At 72.7% G+C, this 21,642-nt stretch carries 14 protein-coding genes; 10 read left to right on the top strand and 4 right to left on the bottom strand.

Features of this window, described 5'->3' with window-relative positions:
- Positions 1 to 92: 92 nt before the first annotated feature.
- The 4 genes from QSK32_RS16165 to QSK32_RS16150 all read left to right on the top strand — a co-directional run bounded on the left by QSK32_RS16165 (position 93) and on the right by QSK32_RS16150 (position 5,652).
- Entirely contained in the window at positions 93 to 1,001 is a 909-nt protein-coding gene (locus QSK32_RS16165; RefSeq protein ID WP_211275337.1) for a 5'-3' exonuclease, read from the top strand.
- Positions 1,002 to 1,121: 120 nt separating this feature from the next.
- Positions 1,122 to 4,184, top strand: coding sequence for a putative bifunctional diguanylate cyclase/phosphodiesterase (locus tag QSK32_RS16160; RefSeq protein WP_285472384.1), 3,063 nt, complete (start codon positions 1,122 to 1,124; stop codon positions 4,182 to 4,184).
- Positions 4,185 to 4,274: 90 nt separating this feature from the next.
- Entirely contained in the window at positions 4,275 to 4,943 is a 669-nt protein-coding gene (locus QSK32_RS16155) for a GNAT family N-acetyltransferase (protein WP_045741787.1), read from the top strand.
- Between the two features lie 58 nt (positions 4,944 to 5,001).
- A complete protein-coding gene (locus tag QSK32_RS16150; protein WP_285472383.1) occupies positions 5,002 to 5,652 on the top strand; it encodes a hypothetical protein in 651 nt (216 codons plus the stop codon).
- A 16-nt stretch (positions 5,653 to 5,668) separates the two neighbouring features.
- On the opposite strand, the gene QSK32_RS16145 is transcribed toward QSK32_RS16150, so the two are convergent.
- Entirely contained in the window at positions 5,669 to 6,838 is a 1,170-nt protein-coding gene (locus QSK32_RS16145) for an acyl-CoA dehydrogenase family protein (RefSeq protein ID WP_285472382.1), read from the bottom strand.
- Between the two features lie 84 nt (positions 6,839 to 6,922).
- Between QSK32_RS16145 and QSK32_RS16140 the strand changes: the two genes are divergently transcribed.
- Together QSK32_RS16140 and QSK32_RS16135 are read left to right on the top strand one after the other, a co-directional pair.
- The gene (locus tag QSK32_RS16140) at positions 6,923 to 8,350 is read left to right on the top strand and encodes a GGDEF domain-containing protein (protein WP_285472381.1); all 1,428 of its coding nucleotides are present in this window, start codon (positions 6,923 to 6,925) and stop codon (positions 8,348 to 8,350) included.
- A gap of 262 nt (positions 8,351 to 8,612) precedes the next feature.
- Positions 8,613 to 9,086 (top strand): tetratricopeptide repeat protein, encoded by a 474-nt coding sequence (locus QSK32_RS16135; RefSeq protein WP_285472380.1) that lies wholly within the window; start codon positions 8,613 to 8,615, stop codon positions 9,084 to 9,086.
- 68 nt (positions 9,087 to 9,154) lie between these two features.
- Here the strand turns inward: QSK32_RS16135 and QSK32_RS16130 are convergent, their stop codons facing one another.
- Genes QSK32_RS16130 through QSK32_RS16120 form a run of 3 tightly spaced genes read right to left on the bottom strand, consistent with a single transcriptional unit; the run spans position 9,155 to position 12,416 of the window.
- Complete coding sequence (locus QSK32_RS16130; protein WP_045741783.1) at positions 9,155 to 9,532, bottom strand: hypothetical protein; 378 nt, start codon at positions 9,530 to 9,532, stop codon at positions 9,155 to 9,157.
- A 16-nt stretch (positions 9,533 to 9,548) separates the two neighbouring features.
- Positions 9,549 to 10,256, bottom strand: coding sequence for a hypothetical protein (locus QSK32_RS16125; protein ID WP_157410936.1), 708 nt, complete (start codon positions 10,254 to 10,256; stop codon positions 9,549 to 9,551).
- A 57-nt stretch (positions 10,257 to 10,313) separates the two neighbouring features.
- Complete coding sequence (locus tag QSK32_RS16120; RefSeq protein ID WP_285472379.1) at positions 10,314 to 12,416, bottom strand: PhoX family protein; 2,103 nt, start codon at positions 12,414 to 12,416, stop codon at positions 10,314 to 10,316.
- 293 nt (positions 12,417 to 12,709) lie between these two features.
- Here QSK32_RS16120 and QSK32_RS16115 point away from each other — a divergent pair, with 293 nt between their 5' ends.
- The 4 genes from QSK32_RS16115 (at position 12,710) to QSK32_RS16100 (ending at position 21,634) form a co-directional block, all read left to right on the top strand.
- The gene (locus tag QSK32_RS16115) at positions 12,710 to 13,501 is read left to right on the top strand and encodes an AfsR/SARP family transcriptional regulator (RefSeq protein ID WP_045741780.1); all 792 of its coding nucleotides are present in this window, start codon (positions 12,710 to 12,712) and stop codon (positions 13,499 to 13,501) included.
- 500 nt (positions 13,502 to 14,001) lie between these two features.
- Positions 14,002 to 16,308, top strand: a complete 2,307-nt coding sequence (locus QSK32_RS16110) for an AfsR/SARP family transcriptional regulator (protein WP_285472378.1) — start codon at positions 14,002 to 14,004, stop codon at positions 16,306 to 16,308.
- Entirely contained in the window at positions 16,305 to 19,025 is a 2,721-nt protein-coding gene (locus QSK32_RS16105; protein WP_285472377.1) for an AfsR/SARP family transcriptional regulator, read from the top strand. The genes QSK32_RS16110 and QSK32_RS16105 overlap by 4 nt, the downstream gene beginning before the upstream one ends.
- 140 nt (positions 19,026 to 19,165) lie before the next feature.
- Complete coding sequence (locus QSK32_RS16100; protein WP_285472376.1) at positions 19,166 to 21,634, top strand: alpha-L-arabinofuranosidase family protein; 2,469 nt, start codon at positions 19,166 to 19,168, stop codon at positions 21,632 to 21,634.
- The last annotated feature ends 8 nt before the right edge of the window (positions 21,635 to 21,642 follow it).

Here is a 21,642-nt window from a genome sequence, read left to right as displayed (position 1 = left end):
CCGCAGGGAGGATGGGCGCTGAGCAGGCATGTCACCGGTTCCCCGACACGGGTGGGGCGGACTTGTCACAGGGGTGTGGCAGGGTGGTCGGCGTGACACCACCACTGCTGGCCGTCGACGCCCCCAGCCTCTACTTCCGGGCGTTCCACGGCATCCCCGAGAAGGCGGCGCAGACCCCGGCCGGCGAGCCGGTCAACGCGATCCGCGGGTTCCTCGACATGATCGCCCAGTTGGTCCGGACACGGCGTCCCGACCGGCTGGTGTGCGCGCTCGACGCGGACTGGCGGCCGGCCTGGCGGGTCGCGCTGGTCCCCACCTACAAGGCGCACCGGGTGGCGCACGGGGACGTCGAGGAGGTGCCGGCCTCGCTGGAGCGGCAGGTTCCGGTCCTGCTGGAGGTGCTCGCCGCGATCGGCATCCCGGCGTTCGGGGTGAAGGGCTACGAGGCCGACGACGTGCTCGGGACCCTCGCCGCGACCCAGCCCGGCCCGGTCGAGGTGGTGTCCGGTGACCGTGACCTGTTCCAGCTGGTCGACGACGCCCGTGGCACCCGTCTTCTGTACTGCGGGCGGGGCGTCGCCAAGCTGGAGGACGCCGACGAGGCGCTGGTGACGGCGAAATACGGGGTGGCCGCCCGGCATTACGCGGATTTCGCGGCGATGCGCGGCGACCCCAGCGACGGGCTGCCCGGGGTGCCCGGGGTCGGGGAGAAGACCGCGGCGCGGCTGATCGGGCGATACGGTGGGGTGGCGGAGATCCTCGCCGCTCTGGACGATCCGGATTCCGGTTTCGCCCCGGGTGTGCGAACCAAGCTGGAGGCCTCCCGGGAGTATCTCGGTCGGGCTCTGCCGGTCTGCGAGGTGACCACGGACGTGCCGCTGCCGGAGTTCACGCCGGCGTTGCCGCGTTCCCCGCGTGACGAGGACGCGTTACTCGCCCTCGCCGAGCGGTGGAACCTGGCCGGCTCGGCCCGGCGGCTGGTGGATGCTCTGGCCGGATGAGGCTCGGGGTCCGGTCCGGTTGCCGTCCGGTTGCCACCGGCCGGGACCTCGCAGGTCGGTGGGGCGCCGTCCGATATCGCCGGACGGCATCCCCGCTGCCTCACGATCGGAGTTGCGCTGTTGTCGACGCGAGTGGTCCGCGCATGCTTCGGTGCGTGGCTCGTGCTGGCCATCGGCGTGTATTACGCGTTCCCGCAGAGTCACCTGTATTCCTGGGCCGCGCTGGGGTTCAGTTCGGCGCTGATGGTGCTGGCCGGGGTGCGGATCCACCGCCCGCAGCGGCCCCTGCCGTGGTATCTGATCGCGGCGGCCCTGGCGTGCCTGACCACCGGTGACACCGTCTACAACGCGATCGTCGCGGCCGGGCAGAGACCGCCGTCGCCCAGTGGCGCCGACCTGTTCTACCTGGCCACCTATCCGCTGCTCACCGCCGGCTTCCTGATCTTCGTGCGGGCGCGTGACGGCGGGACGCGGGCGGACCGGGCGGCCCTGCTGGACGCGCTGGTGCCCACCGTCGGCCTGGGGCTGCTGGTGTGGGTGTACTGGATCGCCCCGTTCACCCGGGACACCGACCTGACCTTCCTGCAGAAGGTGGTGGCGGTCGGCTATCCGCTCGGTGACGGGCTGGCGCTGGCGGTGCTGCTGCGGCTGCTGGCGTCGTCGGCGCGGCGGCCGGGCGCGGCGTCCACGCTGGGTGTGGCCATGGTGGGTCTGCTCTGCGCCGACCTGATCTTCGGGCAGTCGCAGTTGAGCGACGACTGGAACGTCGGTGGCCCGGTCGATCTGGGCTGGGTGGTGTTCTACGGGGCGACCGCGTTCGCCGCGTTGCGCCCGTCGATGCGGGACCTGACCGAACCGGGTGAGCGGACCACGTCCGAGATGAGCACGCACCGGCTGCTGTTCCTGGCCACCGCGGCGCTGGTCGCCCCGGTCGTGCTGTTCGTCGAGTACCTGCAGAACCGGGCCGCGGAGATCGCCCACGGCGGGCTGGTCGACGCCCCGGTGATCGCGGCCGCCGCGGCGGTGATGTTCCTGCTGGTGCTGGCCCGGGTCGGTGACCTGGCGATGGCCCAGCGGCAGGCCGGCGCCCGGGAGCGGGCGTTGCGGCAGGCCGGGACGACGATGTTCAGCGCGGCGACCGTGGAGGACGTGGCCAAGGCGTGCCGTCGGGCGGTGGCGCTGCTGATGCCCGCCGACCGGGATTACTTCCTGCAGCTCCCGGCGCCTTTCGCGGGCGAGGCCCCGGAGGGGGTACGCCTGATCCCGGCCGCCGAGCTGCCCGCCGGCCGCTCGTCCGGCGGGTACCGCACGGTGCTCTACGCGACCCAGGCGCTGCCCGGGGGCATGGTCGGCAGTCTGGTGCTGGGCGCCCCGGAGCCGGTGCTGCGGGCGGTGCACAGCTCGTTCGCGACGCTCAGCACCCAGATCGCCGTGATCATGGAGCGGATCACGCTGACCGCGGAGGTGAGCCGGCGCGACAGTGAGGCGTACTTCCGGACGCTGATCCAGAGCGCCTCGGACGTGATCATGATCGTCAGCGACGACGGGGTGGTCACCTATGCCAGCCCGTCGGCCGGTGAGCTGTTCGGCACCTCCGACCCGACCGGTGAGACGCTGGCCGGCCTGCTCGCCGGCGACTCCCGGGAGGCGATGAACGAGGTGCTCGACCGGCTCGACGGCGGCCTGGGCGAGCTGGACCGGGTCGCGCTGGCCGCGGTCACCACCGACGGGCGGCGCGTGGAGATCGAGTGCGACGTGCGCGATCTTCGAGCGGATCCGACGGTACGCGGACTCGTGCTCACCATGCGCGACGTGACCGAGCGCCGGCGCCTCGAGGAGGACCTGACCCACCAGGCGTTCCACGACTCGCTGACCGGGCTCGCCAACCGGGTGCTGTTCCGCAACCGGCTGGAGCAGCTGTTCAGCGTGGCCGCCCGGGACGGCTCGATCATCGGCTTGCTCTTCGTCGACCTGGACGACTTCAAGGAGGTCAACGACGCGCTCGGGCACGCCGTCGGCGACCAGTTGCTGATCGAGGTGGCCGGGCGGATCTCGGAGATCGTCGGGGCGGGCAGCACCGCGGCCCGGATGGGTGGCGACGAGTTCGCCGTGCTGATCGAGCCGAGTGAGGGCGCCGAGCGTGCCGAGCAGGTGGCGGCCCGGCTGGTGTCCACGCTGAGCCAGCCGATCGAGGTGATCGACACCGAGGGGATGACCCGGCTGGTCAGTGGCGCCGCAAGCGTCGGGCTGGCCACCAACCGCGAGGCGGAGAACCCGACCGAGCTGCTGCGCCACGCCGACCTGGCGCTCTACCTGGCCAAGGGGCTGGGCAAGGGCGCCTGGCAGCGGTACCAGAGCGACCTGCACACCGCGATGGTCCAGCGGCTGGAGACGCGTACCCAACTGTTGGAGGCGATCGAGGAGGAGCAGTTCGTCCTGCAGTATCAGCCGATCGTGGAGTTGAGCACCGGCCTGATCTCCGGTCTGGAGGCGCTGGTGCGCTGGCAGCATCCGATGCGGGGGCTGCTGGGGCCGTACCACTTCGTCGAGGCCGCTGAGGAGAGCGGGGCGATCGTCGGGATCGGCGAGTGGGTGTTGCGGGCCGCCCTGGAGCAGTTCTCCCGGTGGCGGATGGACGACCCGGAGTGCACCCTGCGGTACGTGAGCGTCAACGTGTCGCCGCGCCAGTTCCGCAGCGGTGACTTCGCCGATCAGGTGCGCCGGGCGATCGCCGAGTCCGGCGCCCGCCCGGAGTGGCTGCTGCTGGAGATCACCGAGAGTCTGGTGCTGGGCGACACCGACAAGGTGCTGTCCGATCTCAAGGGTCTCCGGGCCCTCGGGGTACGCGTGGCGATCGACGACTTCGGCACCGGCTACTCGTCGTTGAGTTACTTGCGGCAGATGCCGGTGGACGTGCTAAAACTCGACAAATCGTTCATCGATGACGTCCTGCACAGCCGGCAGCAGCACGCCCTCGTCGACGCGATCGTCACGCTCGCCCGCAACCTCGACCTGGCCGTGGTCGCCGAGGGGATCGAGGAGACCGGCCAGCACACCGCCCTGGACGCGATGGGCTGCCAGTACGGTCAGGGCTACCTGTTCGCCAAGCCGCTGTGGCCGGGCGAGATCCCGGCGCTGACGACCGGCGCCGCCGCGCTGGCGGCCCCACCACGCCACGGTTAGCAGAAATCCGACAAGCGGCACGGATCACGCGCGGGTGGTCGGGACGATATCGACTGGCGCGAGCCGCGGGCACCGGGCAGGGTCGCAGGTGTGCTGAACAATCCCGTGTGGGCCGCCCTGTCCGGGCCGCAGGCGTGTTTCGCCGACGCGGCCGGTGACGCCGCCCGCTACCGTCCCGAGATCGCCCCGTTCGCCGCACTGCGCGACCCCGCCGACCCGGCCGCCTGGCGGGACCTCGCCGGGCTGACCGCCACGGCGCTGCTCACCGGTCCGGCGCTGACCCCGAGATCCGGCTGGGAGACCGTGGCGACCGGTCACGGCGTGCAGATGGTCGGCCAGAGCATGACCGGCGTCGACGACCCGGAGGCGGTGCCGCTGACCGAGGCCGACGTGCCGGAGATGCTCGAACTGGTCGCCCGCGCCAAACCCGGGCCGTTCCGTAAGCGCACCGTGGACATGGGCCGCTATCTCGGCATCCGCAACGAGCACGGGCGGCTGATCGCGATGGCCGGCGAACGGTTCCGGCTGCCCGGCTGGACCGAGGTGAGCGCGGTCTGCACCGACCCGGCGTTCCGCGGCCGGGGGCTGGGCGCGCGGCTGACGATGGCGGTCGCGGCGGGCATCCTGGCCCGGGGCGAGTTGCCGTTCCTGCACGCGGTGCACGACAACGCGGACGCGATCCGGCTCTACGAGCGTCTCGGGTTCGAACACGCCGGCGAGGTCGTCTTCACGTCGTTCCGGCACACCGGGCCCGAATAGGCGCGAACACCACGAGGGCCGTCACTACACTGGGCGCACTTTCATCGATGGATGGCGCTTGGCGGGGGCGATGACGGCGGAACAGCGGCAGCAGAAGGACACCGACCACACCCGGCTCAACATCTGGGTGACGTTCGCCGGGACCATCCTGGCGGCGCTGATCGGCGGCGTGTTCGCCATCGTCGCGTCCGGCGGTGACGACGAGCCCGAGGCGTCCGCGACCACCCCGGCGACGTCACGCACGTCACCGCGGCAGACCACGACACCGGCCGTGGGTGACGCCGAGCCGGCCACGCCCAGCAGCCCCGCGGCCGCACCGGAACCCGGCTCCTGGGCCGGGAGGGTCGTGGTGGAGACGTTCGGCCTGGACGCCGCGGCCGAACTCGACACCCGTCCGGCCCAGAAGATCAGCAACAGCGGCTCCCGCGCGGATGTCATCGTCAGCATCATCGAGGGCCGGGCCCAGGTGGGGCGGGCGGCGTTCGCCCAGTCCTCGTTCGCGGTGTGGGACGGCGACGGCACTCCCGGGGCCGAGGAGTGCCGGCTCGCGGTGTCCTCGCAGGGCGTCGCCACCGTCCAGGATCTCGCCACCAAGACCGTGCTGTGCGTGCGCACCACCGAGTACCGCACCGCACGCCTCACCATCACGAAGATCGACAGCCGGCAGGACACCGTGTCCTTCGACGCCGTCGTGTGGGATCAGCCGTGACCGCGTACCAGAAAAGTCAGATCTGCCCGTGATTGGGCGGTAGCGTGCCGGAAAGCTCAAAAGCCGCGATGTGGTGGTATTTCCAATCGACCGGGTCGTGCACGCTGTGGGTGCGCGCGTTGCGCCAATGCCGGTCGAGGTTGTGTTTCGCCGCCGCCGAGCTGGTGCCGCAGAGCGCGAACAGCTCCGACCCGGCCTCCACCGCCACCTCGCTGCCGAAGGCCTTCGCCGCCGCGACGGCGAGAGATCCCCGTGCCGCGGCCTCGGCGTCCGCCGGGACCAGACCGACCTCCTCCAGGGTCCGCGCTGCCGACTCCAGCAACGCCTCGGCGGCGCGGACCCGGCTGGCCAGACGGCCGTAACGATGCTTGACGTGCGGGTCGTCGGCCGCCGCGGACGCCCCCGCGCGGACCGCCTCGGTCGACGGCCGGGCCTTGTCCCGCAGGTAATCCCGGGCGTCCGCGAGCGCCGCCCCGGCGATGCCGACCTCGATGGCCGCGTGGAAGAGCTGCGCGCGGGCGCCGAGCTGCTGCGGCACCTCGAACGCCGACGCGTAGGGGATCAGCAGCGCCGGATCGACGGTCACGCCGGTGAAGGTGGCCGTGCCGCTGATCGTGGCCCGCTGGCCGACCATGTCCCAGTCGGTGTCGACGCGCACGCCGTCCGCGTCGCGGGGCACGAACGCCAGCACCAGCCGGCCGTCCTCACCCAGGGCGCTGACCGCGATCCACGCGCTGGTCAGTGCCCCGGTCGTGTAGTACTTGACGCCGTCCAGCCGGCCGCCGCTGATCCGGGTCCGCAGGTCCTGCGCGTGTCTGCCGCCGCGTTCGGCCAGGCCGTTGCCGAACCGGCGGCCGGCGAGCACGTCGGCGTAGAGGCGTTTGCGGGCCTGCGGTCCGCCGTGCACGGCCAGCACGTCGACCATCAGGAAATGCCCCTGCGGCACCTGGGCCAGGGCGGGGTCGGCGGCGGCCAGGATCCGGGCCACGTCAGCGAGGGTACGGGGACCGAGCCCGGGTCCCCCGTCCGCGGCGGGAACAGTGATCGCCAGCAGACCTGAGGCGTCGAGCGCCGCCAGCGCCTCGTGCGGAACCACCGTGGCGCCGTCGCGGTCACGCTGGGCCGCGCCCGGGGCGAGTTCCGCGGCGAGCCGGTGGGCGGCCGCGACCGCCTCGTCATGCGTCATCCGCTGATCCTAGGACCTCGCATCCTCAAGTTCGTTTCTCTGTCAGCCGATCAACAGCACGACCGTTCGGGCTGAGGAGGGGCGTTGTCCACACGGACGAGGCACACGCAGGCCGCACGGTTCGCCCGGCACCACCACGACGGCCCGGACCACCGCGCCGGGCACGGCCCGCTGCTCGCCGTCGGGCTGCTGACCCTCGGCGCGATGCTGGTCGCCGGGCTGGTCCCGGGCCTGCCGGCGGTGCTGCCGCTGGGCATCGTCGGGCTGGTCGCCGCGGTCCGGGCGGCCCGCGAGCCGATCCTGCCGATCCGGCTGCGCCAGGCGTGGGCCGCGATGGCCGCCGCCTTCGTCGCGCTGGTCGCCGCCGGGCCGCTGGTCCCGGCGGTGACACACGTGGTGGTCGTGGTGCTGCTGCTGGTGGCGTTCCAACGGTTCCCGCTGCTGCCCGCACACCGGCACACCCGGTCGACGACCGCGCTGGACGCGACGATCGTGCTGGTCGGTGGCGTGATGCTGCTCGGCTGGGCCGCGGCCGCCCGGCTCCCGAACAGTCCCGGCCCGGCCCTGCTCCCCGCCCTGGCTGCGCTGCTCCCCGCCCTGGTGCTGCTGTTCGCCGTCGCCCTGGCCGTGCTGCGCGGCGTCGACGGCACCGCCCAGCGCCCGGTCCGCCTGCTCGGCGCGGGCGCCCTGATCCTGCTCCTCGCGGGCGCCCTGCCCGGCGGCCGCCTGCCGGCACTGGCCGGTGTCGCCGCGACGGCCCTGCTCGCGATCGCCGCCGTCGACCAGCGCCGGCACCCTCCCCCACCGGTACGGCACCACGACACCGGACGGTACCTGCCACTCGGCGCGGTCGCGCTGATCCACGGCCTGCTGCTGTCCACCACCCCGCCTTTCCTGCCCTGGACCGGCCTGGTCCTGGGCGGCACGGTGCTGAGCGGCCTGCTGCTGGCCCGGCAGGATCTGGTCCGCCGCGACCACGACGAACAGGCGCTGACCGACCGGCTCACCGGACTGGCCGACCGCTCGCTGTTCGCCGCGGCCACCACTCAGGCGCTGTCCCACGACGCCCGCACCGGCCGGCCCACCGCCGTCCTGATGATCGACCTGAACGGCTTCCGCGGCGTCAACGACACCCTCGGCCAGCACGCCGGCGACCTGGTCCTGACCGAGTTCGCCGAGGTGCTGCGCCGCACCGTGGGCGGCCACGGCCTGCCGGCGCGAACCGGCGGCGACGAGTTCGCGGTGCTGCTCCCCGGACTGGACCAGGCGGCCGGGGCGTACGAGATGGCCGGCCGGGTCGCGGCAGCCCTCGGCCCGGTCCTGATCGCCGGCACCCTGGTCACCCTCGCGGCGGCGATCGGCGTCGCGGTGTCCGCCCCGGGCGAGCTCGACTACGACACGGCCGTCCAGCGGGCCGGCAACGCGATGCGCCGCGCCAAGGCGGCCGGCACGGCCACCCGGTGGGCGGTGTGGTCCCCGGTCGAGGCCCCCGACCAGCCCCTGGCCGCCTGACCGCCCGCCGGTAGTCTGCGCGGATGTCCAGCACTGCGGATCTCGCACTCGCCCGGAGATCGCCTGGACGTCCGCGCCCTGGTTCGGCGACGCCCGGTTCACCGCGGCGGTCACCGCCGCCGGGCTCGCCGACGCGTGCCTGAACATCACCGACTACGGCTCCGACCTCACCACCGGCCCGGCCCAGGAGACGCTCGGGCCCTGGCTGCGGCTGCTCGACACGGTCGTCGACCGGGACCCTGACCCCGAAGCCATGGCGCGCATGGCGATCCTGTTGCGCTTCTCCGCGCGTACGCAGGAATCGTTCGCCCTGTGCGACCGCGCCGACGCCGTGGCGCGGGTGATGCTGACCGAGGTCGTCCGGGCCGGCACGTGGCGGCTCCTCGGCGACCGCGCGCAGAACATGGCGGCACTCCGGCGCGCACTGGACCTGGAGCCGGACAACTGGTCGTTGTACCTGGACCTCGCCGACCTGGCCGCCGAATCCGGCGACTTCACCGAGGCCGCCGCCCTGACCGGCCAGGGCCTGCGGCACGAGCCCGGCGACGTCACCCTGCGGGCCGCGAACGCCGCTTTCCGGGTACGCGCCCACGGCTCCCCCGCCGATCTGGACCTGCTGATCACGCTGGCCCCCGAGTTGCCCCACGACGGTTACCGCAAGGTCCTGCTCGGCCACGCGCTGGCTGCCGAAGGCCTTCCCCCCGACCGGGTCGCCGCAGCCCGCGAGCTGGCCTGAACCGGCCCTTCTCAGAGCGCCGCGTAGACCCGTCCCACGGGTCCGGCGAACGGCGAACGGCTGCACGATCACGCCCGCCCGGGCACACCGCCCGACGGCTCCGCGGGCGGCTCGTCGAACGGTTCGTCGCTCCAGCGCCACCACGCCTCGTCGCCCTCAACGTGGAGCAGGAACTCGGGCACGTCCACCCCCTCCGGGGAGCGCAGCGTCACCGCGTCCCGGATCAGCTCGTAGGCCTGCTCCCAGGCCGGGACGTCCGTGCCCACGTCGTTCAGCAGGTGCAGTTCGTCGGCGAAGAGCGGCCGCAGCGGTGTCAGGTCGTCGTCGCCCGCCTCGACCCGGGCGTACAGCCAGGGGAAGTCGGTGTCGGTGACGGCGAGGCGGGCCAGGAGCCGGCCGTCGCCGCGCCGATGCAGGGTCCACACGTCCGCACCGTGATCGCTCATCCCGCCGACAGTAGCGTCAGTCGCCCGCCGGGACCGGGAGGCGGTCCGGGTGTCCGATGCCGGTGCGGGCGGCCGGGTCCGCGGCGTACATCCGCAGCAGCGCACCGATCCGGCCCCGGTCGGCGGCGGACACCCGCGCCGACGGCTCGCCGCGGTAGTAGCCCTGGCGCACCACCCGGTCGGGCCGGGCGACCTGCAGCGGCAGTTTGGTGGCGGTGGCCGGTGTGACGACGTCCGGGCCGAACGCGTCCCACGGGACGAACACCGAGCCGAGGAGGCGGCGGTCGTGCACGCCGTCCGGGCGCAGCCGCAGACCCATGCCGCGCAGCACGACGGTCCACAGCACGATCAGGACGGCCAGCGCGAACGGGCGCAGGATCAGGTCGAACGCCTCCCACGGCTGCGGCGCCCCGGTGATGGACCCGACGATCGCCTTGGTGGTCTGCGAGCCCTGCTGCAGGGTGAGCGCCCCGGTCAGCAGCACCTGGGCCGGGCCGGGCAGGAAGTCGAACGACGGCACGGCGGGCCGGGCGACCAGCGGCATCGGCCGGCCCATCACGGTCACGACGGCGACCAGCAGGATCACCGACAGCAGCAGGGCACCGAGGGGCAGCACGTATCCCAGCGGCCCGGGCAGCAGCTGATCGGCGAGTCCGGCGCCGATGCCCAGGACGAGGGTCGCGAGCAGGTACCACAGCCGGTGCCGGGACAACACGTCGATCACCGGCTCAGGTTAGACGGCCGCGGCAAGTGTGCCGCGGCCGTCGATGACCGGACCTGATCAGCTGCCGATCGGGCCGCCGTCCGGGCGCCAGGTGACGATCACGGCCGGCTTGGCGAAGTCGCCGTCCGGCCAGACCGAGGCCGGCTTCTCCACGGTGGCCCCGGTGATCTCGCCGGGGTGCTGGACCGCGACGAACACCGACCTGTCGTCGCCGGTGACGAACGGGCCGCAGGTCTCGGCGCCGCGGGGCACGGTCAGGAACTGCTTGAGGTGGCCGCGTTCCCTCCCCTCGACCGGGGTGGCGAACAGGCCGTCGTTGCTGCCCAGCGCGTTGCCGTCGGTGGAGATCCACAGGTTGCCGGCGCTGTCGAAGGCGACGTTGTCCGGGCAGGAGATCGGCGAGACGGCCGTCTTGTCGTACCCGCCGAAGTAGGTGTCGGCGGCGGCCGGGTCGCCGCAGACGATCGGGAGCTGCCACGTGAAGCCGGTGCCGGTGTGGTCGCCCCGGTCCTCGGTGATCTCGAAGATGTGGCCGTGCTTGTTGGCGTTGCGCGGGTTGGCCTCGTCCACGGCGGCGTTGGTGCCGACACCACGGTTGGTGTTGTTGGTCATCGCCGCGTAGATCTTGCCGGTGCGCAGGCTCGGCTGGACGTCCTCGGGCCGGTCCATCTTGGTGGCGCCGACCGCGTCGCCGGCCTGCCGGGTGAAGATCAGCACGTCGGCGGCGGTCATCCCGGGCACGAACGACGTGTTGCCGGACACCAGCTTGATCCACTTGCCCTTGCCGTCGAACCTACCGTCGGTGGGGAGCTTGCCGGTGCCGTCGATCTCGGACGCCGGGCTGTCGCCGGTGACCTTGGCGACGTACAGGGTGCCGGACTCCAGCAGCGACAGGTTGTGCCGGCGCGCGGCGGGTGAGTTCCCCTTGAGGAACTTCTTGTCGGAGACGAACTTGTACAGGTAGTCGAACCGCTCGTCGTCACCCATGTACGCGACGACCCTGCCGTTGTCCGCGACGATGACGTTGGCGCCCTCGTGCTTGAACCGGCCCATCGCGGTGTGCTTGCGCGGCGGGGCCTCCGGGTCGAACGGGTCCACCTCGACGATCCAGCCGAACCGGTGCGCCTCGTTGGGGTGCTTCGCCAGGTCGAACCGCTCCTGCGCCCGCTCCCACTTGCGCGAGTCGCTGGGGTACCGGGCGGTGGTGGTGATCCCGTACCGCGTCAGCTTGGCCTTCAGCTCCTCGGGGGCCTGGTCGCCACCGACGAAGTACTGGTTGACGTTCTCCTCGCCGGAGAGCACGGTGCCCCACGGGGTCACGCCGCCGGCGCAGTTGTTCAGCGTACCGATGACGGTCCGGCCCTCGGGGTCGGCGGCGGTGCGCAGGAGCACGTGCCCGGCGGCGGGGCCGGTCAGGCTGAACCTGGTCTCCAGGGCGGTGATGCGCCGGTTGTAGCGCAGCCGCTTGCCCTCCACCGGCTTCCACTCGCCGGTCCGCTTGACCCGCTCCAGCTCGACCACGGACAGGCCGTGCGCGGCCATCGCGATCTTGATCTGGTCGACGGTGAGCGCGTCCAGCGTGGTGAACCCCGGGAAGATCAGGTTCTCGTTGGTGTACTCGTGGTTGACCACGAGCAGCGCCCGGTCGCTCTCGCCGGGAACCGGCAGCACACCGACGAAGTCGTTGTTGTATCCGAACTGCTTGAGCTGCGCGGCCACCGTCTGGTTGTGCACGTCGAAGGCGGGCGCGCCGGGCACCACCGCGTCACCCCAGCGGATCACCACCGAACTCCGGTAGCCCTTCGGGATGGTGACGGCGTCCGCGGTGTTCGGGGCGACGGCCTCGAAGGTGAGCCTGCCGGCCTTGACGGGCTTGCCGCCGCCGTGCGAACCCCCGTGCGACGTGCCGCCGGCCAGGGCGGGGGCGGAGGAGGTGAGTGCCCCGCCGAAGCCCAGAACCATGCCGCCGACAGCGCCGGCCCGGATGACGCCGCGACGGCTCATCCCGGCGTTGACGACGTCACCCAGGTAGTCGTTGTCGGAGGTGTTCGGCACGGGGTGGTCACAGGCGTTCCCGCAGCGATACAGACAGGTCATCGCGTCCCGGCTGCCGCCACTGTGGCCCAGTAGCGGTAACAGGCGGCGAATCTTGTCGGGCATGTGGTCGTCTCCTCGGTCTCCGGTCACCAAGAATTGGCGACGGGCTGCCCGGACGCTAAGGAGCGCAGATGTCCGGCGACCACCCCCCGAGGGTGAACGCAGCGTGAACGTCCCGGCACGTTTATCGCATGTATACCGTCCGGTCACAGACTGCGCACGGCCTGATCGGCCCGCTCACGCTCCTTCGGGGGTACGCGTCCGCGCACGGTCCCGTGGTTTTGCAAGTCCGGGGCAAGTGGACTCCGCGACACTGGCGCCTCACGCATCCAGCAAGACGCCGAGGAGCCATCACCGTGCCCGTCACGACCACCTTCGCCCTGCTCGGCCCGGTACGCGCCTGGCGCGACGGCGAGGAGGTGCCTCTCGGGTCGCCGCAGCAGCGCACCACCCTGGCCGTGCTCCTGCTCCGCGAGGGCCTGCTCACCACCGTCGACGAGCTGGTCGACGCCATCTGGCCGGCCGACCCGCCGGTCTCCGCGGTGGCCACGGTCCGCACCTACCTGTCCCGCCTGCGCCGCATCGTCGCCTCGCCCGGCGGCGCCCGCATCGACTGGATCGGCGGCGGGTACGTCCTCACCACGCCACCCGGCTCCATCGACGTGCAGTGTTTCCACCAGCACACCGGCCGGGCCGCCGAGGCCGTCCGGCGGGGCGACCTGCCCTTCGCCGCCCTGGAGCTGCGCACCGCCGTCGACCTGCACCGCGGCACGCCGCTGTCGGGCGCGGCCGGAACCTACGTGGAGGGCCAGCGCGACCGCCTGGAGGAGCTGTGCCGGACCGCGGCGGTCGACCTGGTGGCGCTGACCGTCGAACTGGGCGGGTACGCCGAGGCGATCGCCGACCTGCGCGCCATGGTGGCCGCCGACCCGCTGCGCGAACGCTGCCACGCCCTGCTGATGACCGCGCTGTACCGGGCCGGGCGCCAGGCCGACGCGCTGGCCCACTACCGCCGGGTGCGCCGGATCCTCGCCGACGAGCTGGGCGTGGAGCCGACCGCGGAGTTGCGCGACCTGCACCAGCGCATCCTGCTGGGTTCCCCGGATCCGCTCCCCGCCCTCGCCACCCCGCGGTCCCCCGCCTCCTGACCCGTTGCGCCGTCCGGCCCGCCCGTGCCGGGCGGCGGGATCAGCTCGCGTCTCGTCGCTCCCGCGGCCGCGTCGACCGGGACGCCGGTGCCGCCGGGTACCCGCCCGGCGGCACCGGCCGCCGCGACCGGGCCCCCCACGGGCCGGCCACGACGCCACCGGAAGCGTCGACCATGTGACCACCGTGCGTGATCGCGTGGACTCCCGGCGTCGACCGCGGCGGGACGGCCGGTACCGGCCCGCGCGGTGCTGCCGTCCATTGCCCGACAGGGCCGTTGACACGTGATTGACATCGGCATAACAGGGCGTGGAGCGGGGAGTGTCGCGTTACCGACTCCGGCCGCTCCGGAAGCGGATTCGGCTCGGAACTCCATTTAGGATCTCCCTGCGAACCGGGACGCGGTTACCGTGCGTCAGGTGCCGGCCGTGTCGCGTGACACCGCCACGGACGCCGACGCCGGCGCCGTGACGGACCGCCCCGGCCAGCGAAGGACCGACCGATGCAGAGCGACGTGGCGATCGAGGTGGGTGTGCTCGGCCCGGTCACCGTGCGGGTCGGCGGGGTGCCGGTGCTGGTCGGCGGGCGCCGTCAGCAGGCGGTGCTGGCCATGCTGGTGGCGGCACGCGGACGGGTCGTGCCGGTGGACCGGATCGTCGACCAGTTGTGGGCCGGTGATCCGCCGCCGCGGGCGGTCGTGTCGCTTCAGGCGTACGTCTCCCGGTGGCGCAGGCTGCTCGAACCGCGACGCGCGCCCCGCGCCGCGGCGGAGGTCCTGGTCAGCGAGGCCGGTGGTTACGCGCTGCGGCTGGACGACGCGGCGGTGGACGCCTGGCGGTTCGAACAGGATCTGCGCCGGGTCGAGGAGATGCGCCCGCAGGGGCTGTCGCCGGCCGCGGCGGAGACCGCGCTGGGCATCCTGTACACCGCGATGCGGCGGTGGCGGGGCCGGGCCTACGAGGCGTTCGCGGACGAGCCGTGGGCGCAGCCGGCGATCGCCCGGCTGGCCGAGTCGCGGCGGGTCGCCCAGGAACGGATCATCGTGTCGCTGCTGGTGGCGGGCCGGCCCGGGGAGGCGGTCCCGGCGGCGCAGGCGCTGGCCACCGCGGAGCCGCTGCGCGGTCAGGCGTGGCGGCTGCTCGCCGTCGCGCTGTGGGCCGGTCACCGGTCGGCGGACGCGCTCGACGCGCTGCGCCGGCACCGCCGTCACCTCGCCGACGAACTCGGCCTGGAACCGGAGCCGGCCCTGGCCGATCTGGAGCGGGCGGTGCTGGAGCAGCGCACCGGGGAACTGGCCGAGGAGCTGACCTTCGGCGTCGGCCCGGCGGTGTCCGTGGCGGCGCCGCCCGGCGGCGCGGCAGTGCCGGGTGGCGCCGCGGCGGGGCCGTCCGGCACCGGGACGTCGACGGCCGGCAACCACCGGCTGCCGCGGGTTCCGGCGGGCTTCGCGGCCCGCGAGGACGAACTCGGCGAACTCTCCCGGCACGTCGAGGGCGCGGACAGCGGCGGCCTCACCGTGATCAGCGGCATCGGCGGGGTCGGCAAGACCACCCTGGCGGTGCGCTGGGCGCATCAGGCGGCGGGCCGTTTCCCGGACGGGATCCTGTACGCGGACCTGCGCGGCCACGGCCCGGAAGAGGCCCCGGCCGCACCGGCCGACGTGCTGCTCGGTTTCCTGTCCGCCCTCGGTGTCCCCGACCACCGGGTGCCGCCGGGCGAGAGCGACCGGGTGTCGCTGTTCCGCAGCGTGCTCGCCGGCCGGCGGATGCTGCTGCTCCTCGACAACGCCCGGGACGCCGACCAGGTGCGTCCGCTGTTCCCGGGCACGCCGGGCTGTGCGGTCGTCGTCACCAGCCGCAGTCGGCTCACCGGTCTGGTGGTGTCCGACGGGGCCTACGCGGTCCGCCTGGACGGTTTCCGGGACGAGCAGGCCCGCGACTACCTGCGGGACCGGCTCGGCGCGACGCTGGTGGACGCCGACCCGGCCGCCCGGGACGCGATCGTGGCCCGGTGCGGCGGCCTGCCGCTGGCCCTGGCGATGGTGTGCGCCCGCGCGGCCGGGCACAGTGGTTTCCCGCTGTCCGCGGTCGCCGCCGAGCTGGCCGGGGAGCAGGGCCTGGACGCCTTCCAGGATCTGCGGACGGTGTTCTCGTGGTCGTACCGCCGGTTGCCGGGCGAGGCGGCACTGCTGTTCCGGCAGCTGGCCCTGCATCCCGGGCCGGACGTGACGCTGGCGGCGGCGGTCAGCATCTGCGGCTGGGACCGGCCGGCCGCCCGGTCGTGGCTGCGGATGCTCTGCGACGCGCACCTGCTGGTGGAGCGCCGGCCGGGCCGGTACGCCTACCACGATCTGATCCGCAGCTACGCGGCCGGTCTGGGCCGGCGGTTCGACGGCGCGGGCGCCCGGGAGGACGTGCTGCGGCGGCTCGCCGAGCACTACCTGCTCTCGGGGCACGACGCGATCCGGGTGCTCACCGGCGAGCCGCCCGGGCGAACGGGCGCGAGTGCGGGCGCGAGTGCGGGCGCGAGTGCGGGCGCGAGTGCGGGCGCGAGTGCGGGCGCGGGCGCGGGCGCGGGCGCGGGCGCGGGCGCGGGCGCGGGCGCGGGTGCGGGTGCGGGTGCGCAGAGATCAGGGATGCCGAGCCCGCCGCCGGGGATCCGGCCGGAACGGTTCGCCAACCGGGCCGCCGCCGTCGCCTGGCTCGACGGCGAGCACGAGAACATCACCGCGGTGGCCGAGCTGTGCCGCCAGGACTGGGGCCGGGATTACCGGCAGCCGTTGCTGCGGGTACTGGGGGTGGACCGATGATCGAGGTCAGGGTGCTGGGGCCGGTCGAGGTCCTCGTCGGCGGGACACCGGTGCCGCTGGGTGGCCGCCGGCAGCAGGCGGTGCTGGCCCTGCTCGTCGCCGCGCGCGGCCGCGTGATCTCCGTCGACCGTCTGGTGGACCAGCTGTGGGACGGCGCTCCCCCGCCGCGGCCGCTGGCGTCGCTTCAGGCGTACGTCTCCCGGCTCCGCAGGACGCTCGAACCGCGACGCGCCCCCCGCGCCGCGCCGCAGGTCCTGGTCAGCGAATCCGCCGGATACGCGCTGCGCCTGCCCGTCGAGGCGGTCGACGCGTGGCTGTTCGAGCGGCGCCTGCATGAGGCCGGCCCGTCGCTGGAGACGCTGCGCGAGACGCTGGAGCTGTGGCGGGGCGGGCCGTTCGAGCAGTTCGCCGACGAGGCGTGGGCCCGGCCGTCGATCGAGCGGCTCACCGAGACGCGGCGGGCCGCCCAGGAGCGGGTGGTCGCGGCGTTGCTGGCGTTGCGCCGCAACGGGGAGGCGGTGCAGGCCGCCCGGCAGCTCACCGACGAGGAGCCGCTGCGCGGGCCGGCCTGGCGGCTGCTCGCCCTCGCGTTGTGGGCCGGTCACCGGTCGGCCGAGGCCCTCGACGCGTTGCGGCAGCATCGGCGGCGCCTCGCCGAGGAGCTCGGCCTGGAACCCGAACCGGCCCTCGCCGCACTGGAACAGGCCATTCTCGACCAGCGCGGCGACGTCCTGGAACGGGAGTCCCGCGGTGCGACGGCCGGCGGGACGGTGCGCCCGGCCCAGTTGCCGCGGTCGCCGGCCGGTTTCGCCGCGCGCGACGCCGAACTGGACGCGCTGACCCGGCACACCGGCGGCCTCACCGTGATCACCGGTGCGGGCGGGGTCGGCAAGACCACCCTGGCCGTCCGCTGGGCGCATCAGGTGGCGCCCCGGTTCCCGGACGGTCAGCTCTACGCGGACCTGCGCGGGTACGGTCCGCAGGACGCACCGACGGCGCCCGGCGACGTGCTGCTCGGGTTCCTGGCGGCGCTCGGGGTGCCCGCGCACCGGGTGCCGCCCGGCGAGTCCGGTCGTGCCGTGCTGTTCCGCTCCCTGGTGGCCGGCCGGCGGATGCTGATCGTACTGGACAACGCCCGCGACGACGAGCAGGTCCGCCCGCTGCTGCCCGGCACGCCCGGCAGTGCGGTGGTGGTGACCAGCCGGGACCGGCTCGGCGCGCTGACCGCGGCCGGGGCCCGTCCGGTCACGCTGTCCGGGTTCGACGACGAGCAGTCCCGCGCCTATCTGCGGGACCGGCTGGGACCGGGCGCCGACGCGGATCCGCGGGCCCGGGACGTGATCGTGGCCCGGTGCGGCGGCCTGCCGCTCGCGCTGGCGATGGTCTGCGCGCGGGCGGCCGGTTTCCCGCTCGCCGCGGTCGCCGCCGAGCTGACCGAGGAGGACGGTCTGGACGCCTTCGCCGGCCCGGGGTACGACCTGCGGGCCGTCCTGTCCTGGTCGTACAAACGGCTTCCGGAGCCGGCCGCGGCGCTGTTCCGGGGGCTGGCCGCGCATCCCGGACCGGACCTGCCGGAGAACGCCGTGACCAGCGTCGCCGGGCCGTCGGCGCGGGCGCTGCTGCGGGTGCTGTGCGACGCGCATCTGCTGACCGAGCGGGAGCCGGCGCGGTTCTCGTACCACGATCTGGTCCGCTCGTACGCCCTGGAGCTGCCGGACCGCGACGCCTCGGTGCTGGACCGTCTGGTCGCGCACTTCCTGCACTCGGCGACCGCCGCGGCCAACCGGTACGTGTCGTATCCCCGGCCGGACCGGGTCGGGCCGGTGCCCGCGGACGTCACCCCGGAGGTCTTCGCCACTCCGGAGGACGCGCTGGCCTGGAAGCACGCCGAGTACCGCAACATCATGGCGCTCACCGGCGTGTGTGATCCGCTGCTGCTCGGGCCGTGGGCGTACGTGCTGGCCAACTACCAGCAGGACATCCGGTACCACCTGGACGACTCGTTCGACCTGGTGGGCCGGGCGCTGGAGGTGGCCGAGCGGGAGGGGCAGGGCTGGTGGTCGGGGTTCCTGAGTTACCTGCTCGGTCGCGGGCACATCCGGCTGGGGCAGCGTGACCAGGCCCGGCACTACCTGGAGCTGACCATCGCGGCGGGCCGGGCCACCGGTGACCCGTTGCGGCTGGCGCACGGTCTGCTCGGTTGGGCGCTGGCCACCATCGGTGCCACCGGCACGCCGGACCGGGCGGACGCGGAGGCCGCCTTCCCGTACGCCCGGGAGGCTCTGGAGAACTACCGGCGTCTCCCGGGCGGCGAGAACGACGTGGCGCGCGCCCTGGTCCCGATCGCCTGGTACCACTTCTTCCAACCGGGCGGGCGCGCCGAGGCGGACCGTCTGCTGCACGAGTCGCTGGCGTTGCACGAGGGTCTGGACAACGCCGACGGGGTGGCCGACACGCTGATCCATCTCGGCCGGTTCCGGCACGCGTCCGGTGATCCGGCCGGTGCCTCGGCGGCGTTCCGGCGCTGTCTCGACCTGCACGACGACCTGCCGGAGCTGGAGATCGACGCGCTGATCGGGTTGTACCGGGTGTATGCGGACACCGGGGACACCGCGGCGGCCGGGTCGGTGCGGGCCGAGGCGCTCGCGCTCGTGGAGACGGCCCGCTATCAGGACGTCGAACGACTGCGTACCGCTCTCGGCATTACCGCAGGTTAACGTTAACAACTCCTCCGGACCAGCGCGGACATCGACGATCGCCTCTTGACAGGGCGATCGATGTTTGCGTACACATTGCTGAGTCCCGTCCACCGGAAACATCCCCGACACACCGCTGCCTTCGCACCGGAGGACTCCTCATGCCCCGAAACACCCGCATCGCGGGCGCGGCCGCCGTTCTGGCCTCGCTCCCGCTCGCCGTCTCCCCGCCGGTGGCCGCCCAGGCGGTCGAGCCGGATTACACGATCACCGTCGACAGCGGCGCCACCGGCGCCTCGATCCCGCGCTCGATGTACGGGGTCTTCTTCGAGGACATCAACTACGCGGCGGACGGCGGCCTCTACGCCGAGCTGGTGCGTAACCGGTCGTTCGAGTTCAACGCCACCGACGCGGCGGGATTCACCGGCCTGACCGGCTGGACCACGTCGGGCAGTGCCACCGTGGTCAACGACGGTCAACGCCTGAACGACCGGAACCGCAATTACCTCGCTCTATCCGGAAAAATCACCAACAACGGCTTCAACACTGGCCTCGCCGTTAAAAAGTCCGGAATTTACGACTTTTCGGTCTGGGCTCGTGGCAACGGACCGCTGACCGTCTCGCTCCACACCTCGGCCGGCACCGCCCTGGCAGGACCGATCACGATCCCCGTCGCCGGCGACACCTGGACGAAGTACACCGGCTCGCTCAAGGCCACCGCCACCAGCGACGTCGCCCGGCTGTCCGTCGAGGGCGCCGCGAGCCTCGACGAGGTCTCCCTCTTCCCCCGCGACACCTACAAGGGACGCGCGAACGGGCTGCGCAAGGACCTGGCCCAGAAGATCGCCGACCTCGAGCCGGGCTTCGTCCGCTTCCCCGGCGGCTGCCTGGTCAACACCGGGAGCATGTACGCGTACGACGCCGCGAACAACTACCCGCGCGCCCGGTCGTACCAGTGGAAGGACACCGTCGGACCGGTCGAGACCCGCGCCACCAACAAGAACTTCTGGGGCTACAACCAGTCCTACGGGCTCGGCTACTACGAGTACTTCCAGTTCTCCGAGGACATCGGCGCGGCCCCGCTGCCCGTGGTCCCGGCGCTGGTGACCGGGTGCGGTCAGAACCGGGCGACCGTCGACGAGGCGCTGCTGCAGCGGCACATCCAGGACACCCTGGACCTGATCGAGTTCGCCAACGGCGCGACCACCACCACCTGGGGCAAGCTGCGGGCCGACATGGGCCACCCGGAGCCGTTCGGCCTGAAGGCGGTCGCGGTCGGCAACGAGGAGAACCTGCCCGAGGAGTACTGGGCTAATTTCGTGAAGTTCCGGGCAGCCATTAACCAGAAATACCCGGACATCTCCGTTATTTCCAACTCCGGCCCGGACGACACCGGCGCCACCTTCGACAATCTGTGGGCCAAGAACCGCGCCGCGAACACCGACATGGTCGACGAGCACTACTACAACAGCCCGTCCTGGTTCCTGCAGAACAACGCCCGCTACGACACCTACGACCGCAACGGCCCGAAGGTGTTCCTCGGCGAGTACGCGTCGCTGGACAACAAGCTGTACAACTCGCTGGCCGAGGCCGCGTACATGACCGGCCTGGAGCGCAACGCCGACGTCGTGAAGATGGCGTCGTACGCGCCGCTGCTCGCCAACATCGACAACGTGCAGTGGAAACCGGACATGATCTGGTTCGACAACGACGAGTCCTGGGGTTCGACCAGCTACCAGGTGCAGAAGCTGTTCATGAACAACGTCGGCGATCGCGTGGTGCCGACCAAGGTCACCGGCGAGGTGGTGCAGCCGAAGCCGATCACCGGCGCGGTCGGCCTGTCGACCTGGCGGACCGCCGCGGTCTACGACGACGTCCAGGTCACCCGCCCGGACGGCAGCGTGATCTTCGCCGACGACTTCAACGACGGCGACGCGGACGGCTGGACGGCCGTGCAGCCCCGCGGCACGTGGACGGTCACCAACGGCGCCTACGCGCAGACCACCACGAACACCGAGGACACCATGGTCAAGGCGGCCACGATCACCGAGACCGATTACGACTACTCGCTGAAGGCCACCAAGACGGCCGGCGACGAGGGTTTCCTGGTCGCGTTCGGCATCCAGGAGACCGGCCAGTTCTACTGGTGGAACCTGGGCGGCTGGAACAACACGCAGGGCGCGGTCGAGAAGGGCATCACCTCCGCCAAGGAGCAGATCCTCACCAAGGCGAACACGGTGACCACCGGCCGGACGTACGACCTCAAGGTCCAGGTCCGCGGCACGAAGGTGACGCTGTTCCTGGACGGCGTGGAGTGGGGCAGCTTCGACGACGACAAGGTCAGCGAGCCGTTCGCGCAGGTGGTCACCGAGGACACCGAGGCCGGCGAGCTGATCGTCAAGGTCGTCAACGCGCAGGACACCCCGGCGGTCACCAAGATCGACCTGGGGGACCGCAAGGTCTCCCGCACCGCGAAGCAGACCGTGATCACCGGCGACCCGGGTGAGCAGAACACCCGCTCCGCCGAGCCGATCCTGCCGGTCACCAGCACCGTCAGCGGCATCGCGTCGACGTTCACCCGCGAGTTCCCGGCCGACTCGGTCACCTTCCTGCGCATCAAGACCCGATAGGGAGCGGA

Source organism: Actinoplanes sp. NBRC 101535, from assembly GCF_030269225.1.
In the GTDB taxonomy this organism is placed as follows: Bacteria; Actinomycetota; Actinomycetes; order Mycobacteriales; family Micromonosporaceae; genus Actinoplanes; species Actinoplanes rectilineatus.
Note: the sequence above shows the minus strand (reverse complement) of the source record. Positions and strands in the feature narration are given on the sequence as shown.

What these genes read in the sequence shown, in the direction of transcription:
- QSK32_RS16145 (WP_285472382.1), bottom strand. Translation starts at nt 6,838, where the DNA reads ATGACGCATGACGAGGCGGTCGCGGCCGCCCACCGGCTCGCCGCGGAA.
- QSK32_RS16135 (WP_285472380.1), top strand. Translation starts at nt 8,613, where the DNA reads ATGGCGATCCTGTTGCGCTTCTCCGCGCGTACGCAGGAATCGTTCGCC.
- QSK32_RS16130 (WP_045741783.1), bottom strand. Translation starts at nt 9,532, where the DNA reads ATGAGCGATCACGGTGCGGACGTGTGGACCCTGCATCGGCGCGGCGAC.
- QSK32_RS16120 (WP_285472379.1), bottom strand. Translation starts at nt 12,416, where the DNA reads ATGCCCGACAAGATTCGCCGCCTGTTACCGCTACTGGGCCACAGTGGC.
- QSK32_RS16110 (WP_285472378.1), top strand. Translation starts at nt 14,002, where the DNA reads ATGCAGAGCGACGTGGCGATCGAGGTGGGTGTGCTCGGCCCGGTCACC.
- QSK32_RS16105 (WP_285472377.1), top strand. Translation starts at nt 16,305, where the DNA reads ATGATCGAGGTCAGGGTGCTGGGGCCGGTCGAGGTCCTCGTCGGCGGG.
- QSK32_RS16100 (WP_285472376.1), top strand. Translation starts at nt 19,166, where the DNA reads ATGCCCCGAAACACCCGCATCGCGGGCGCGGCCGCCGTTCTGGCCTCG.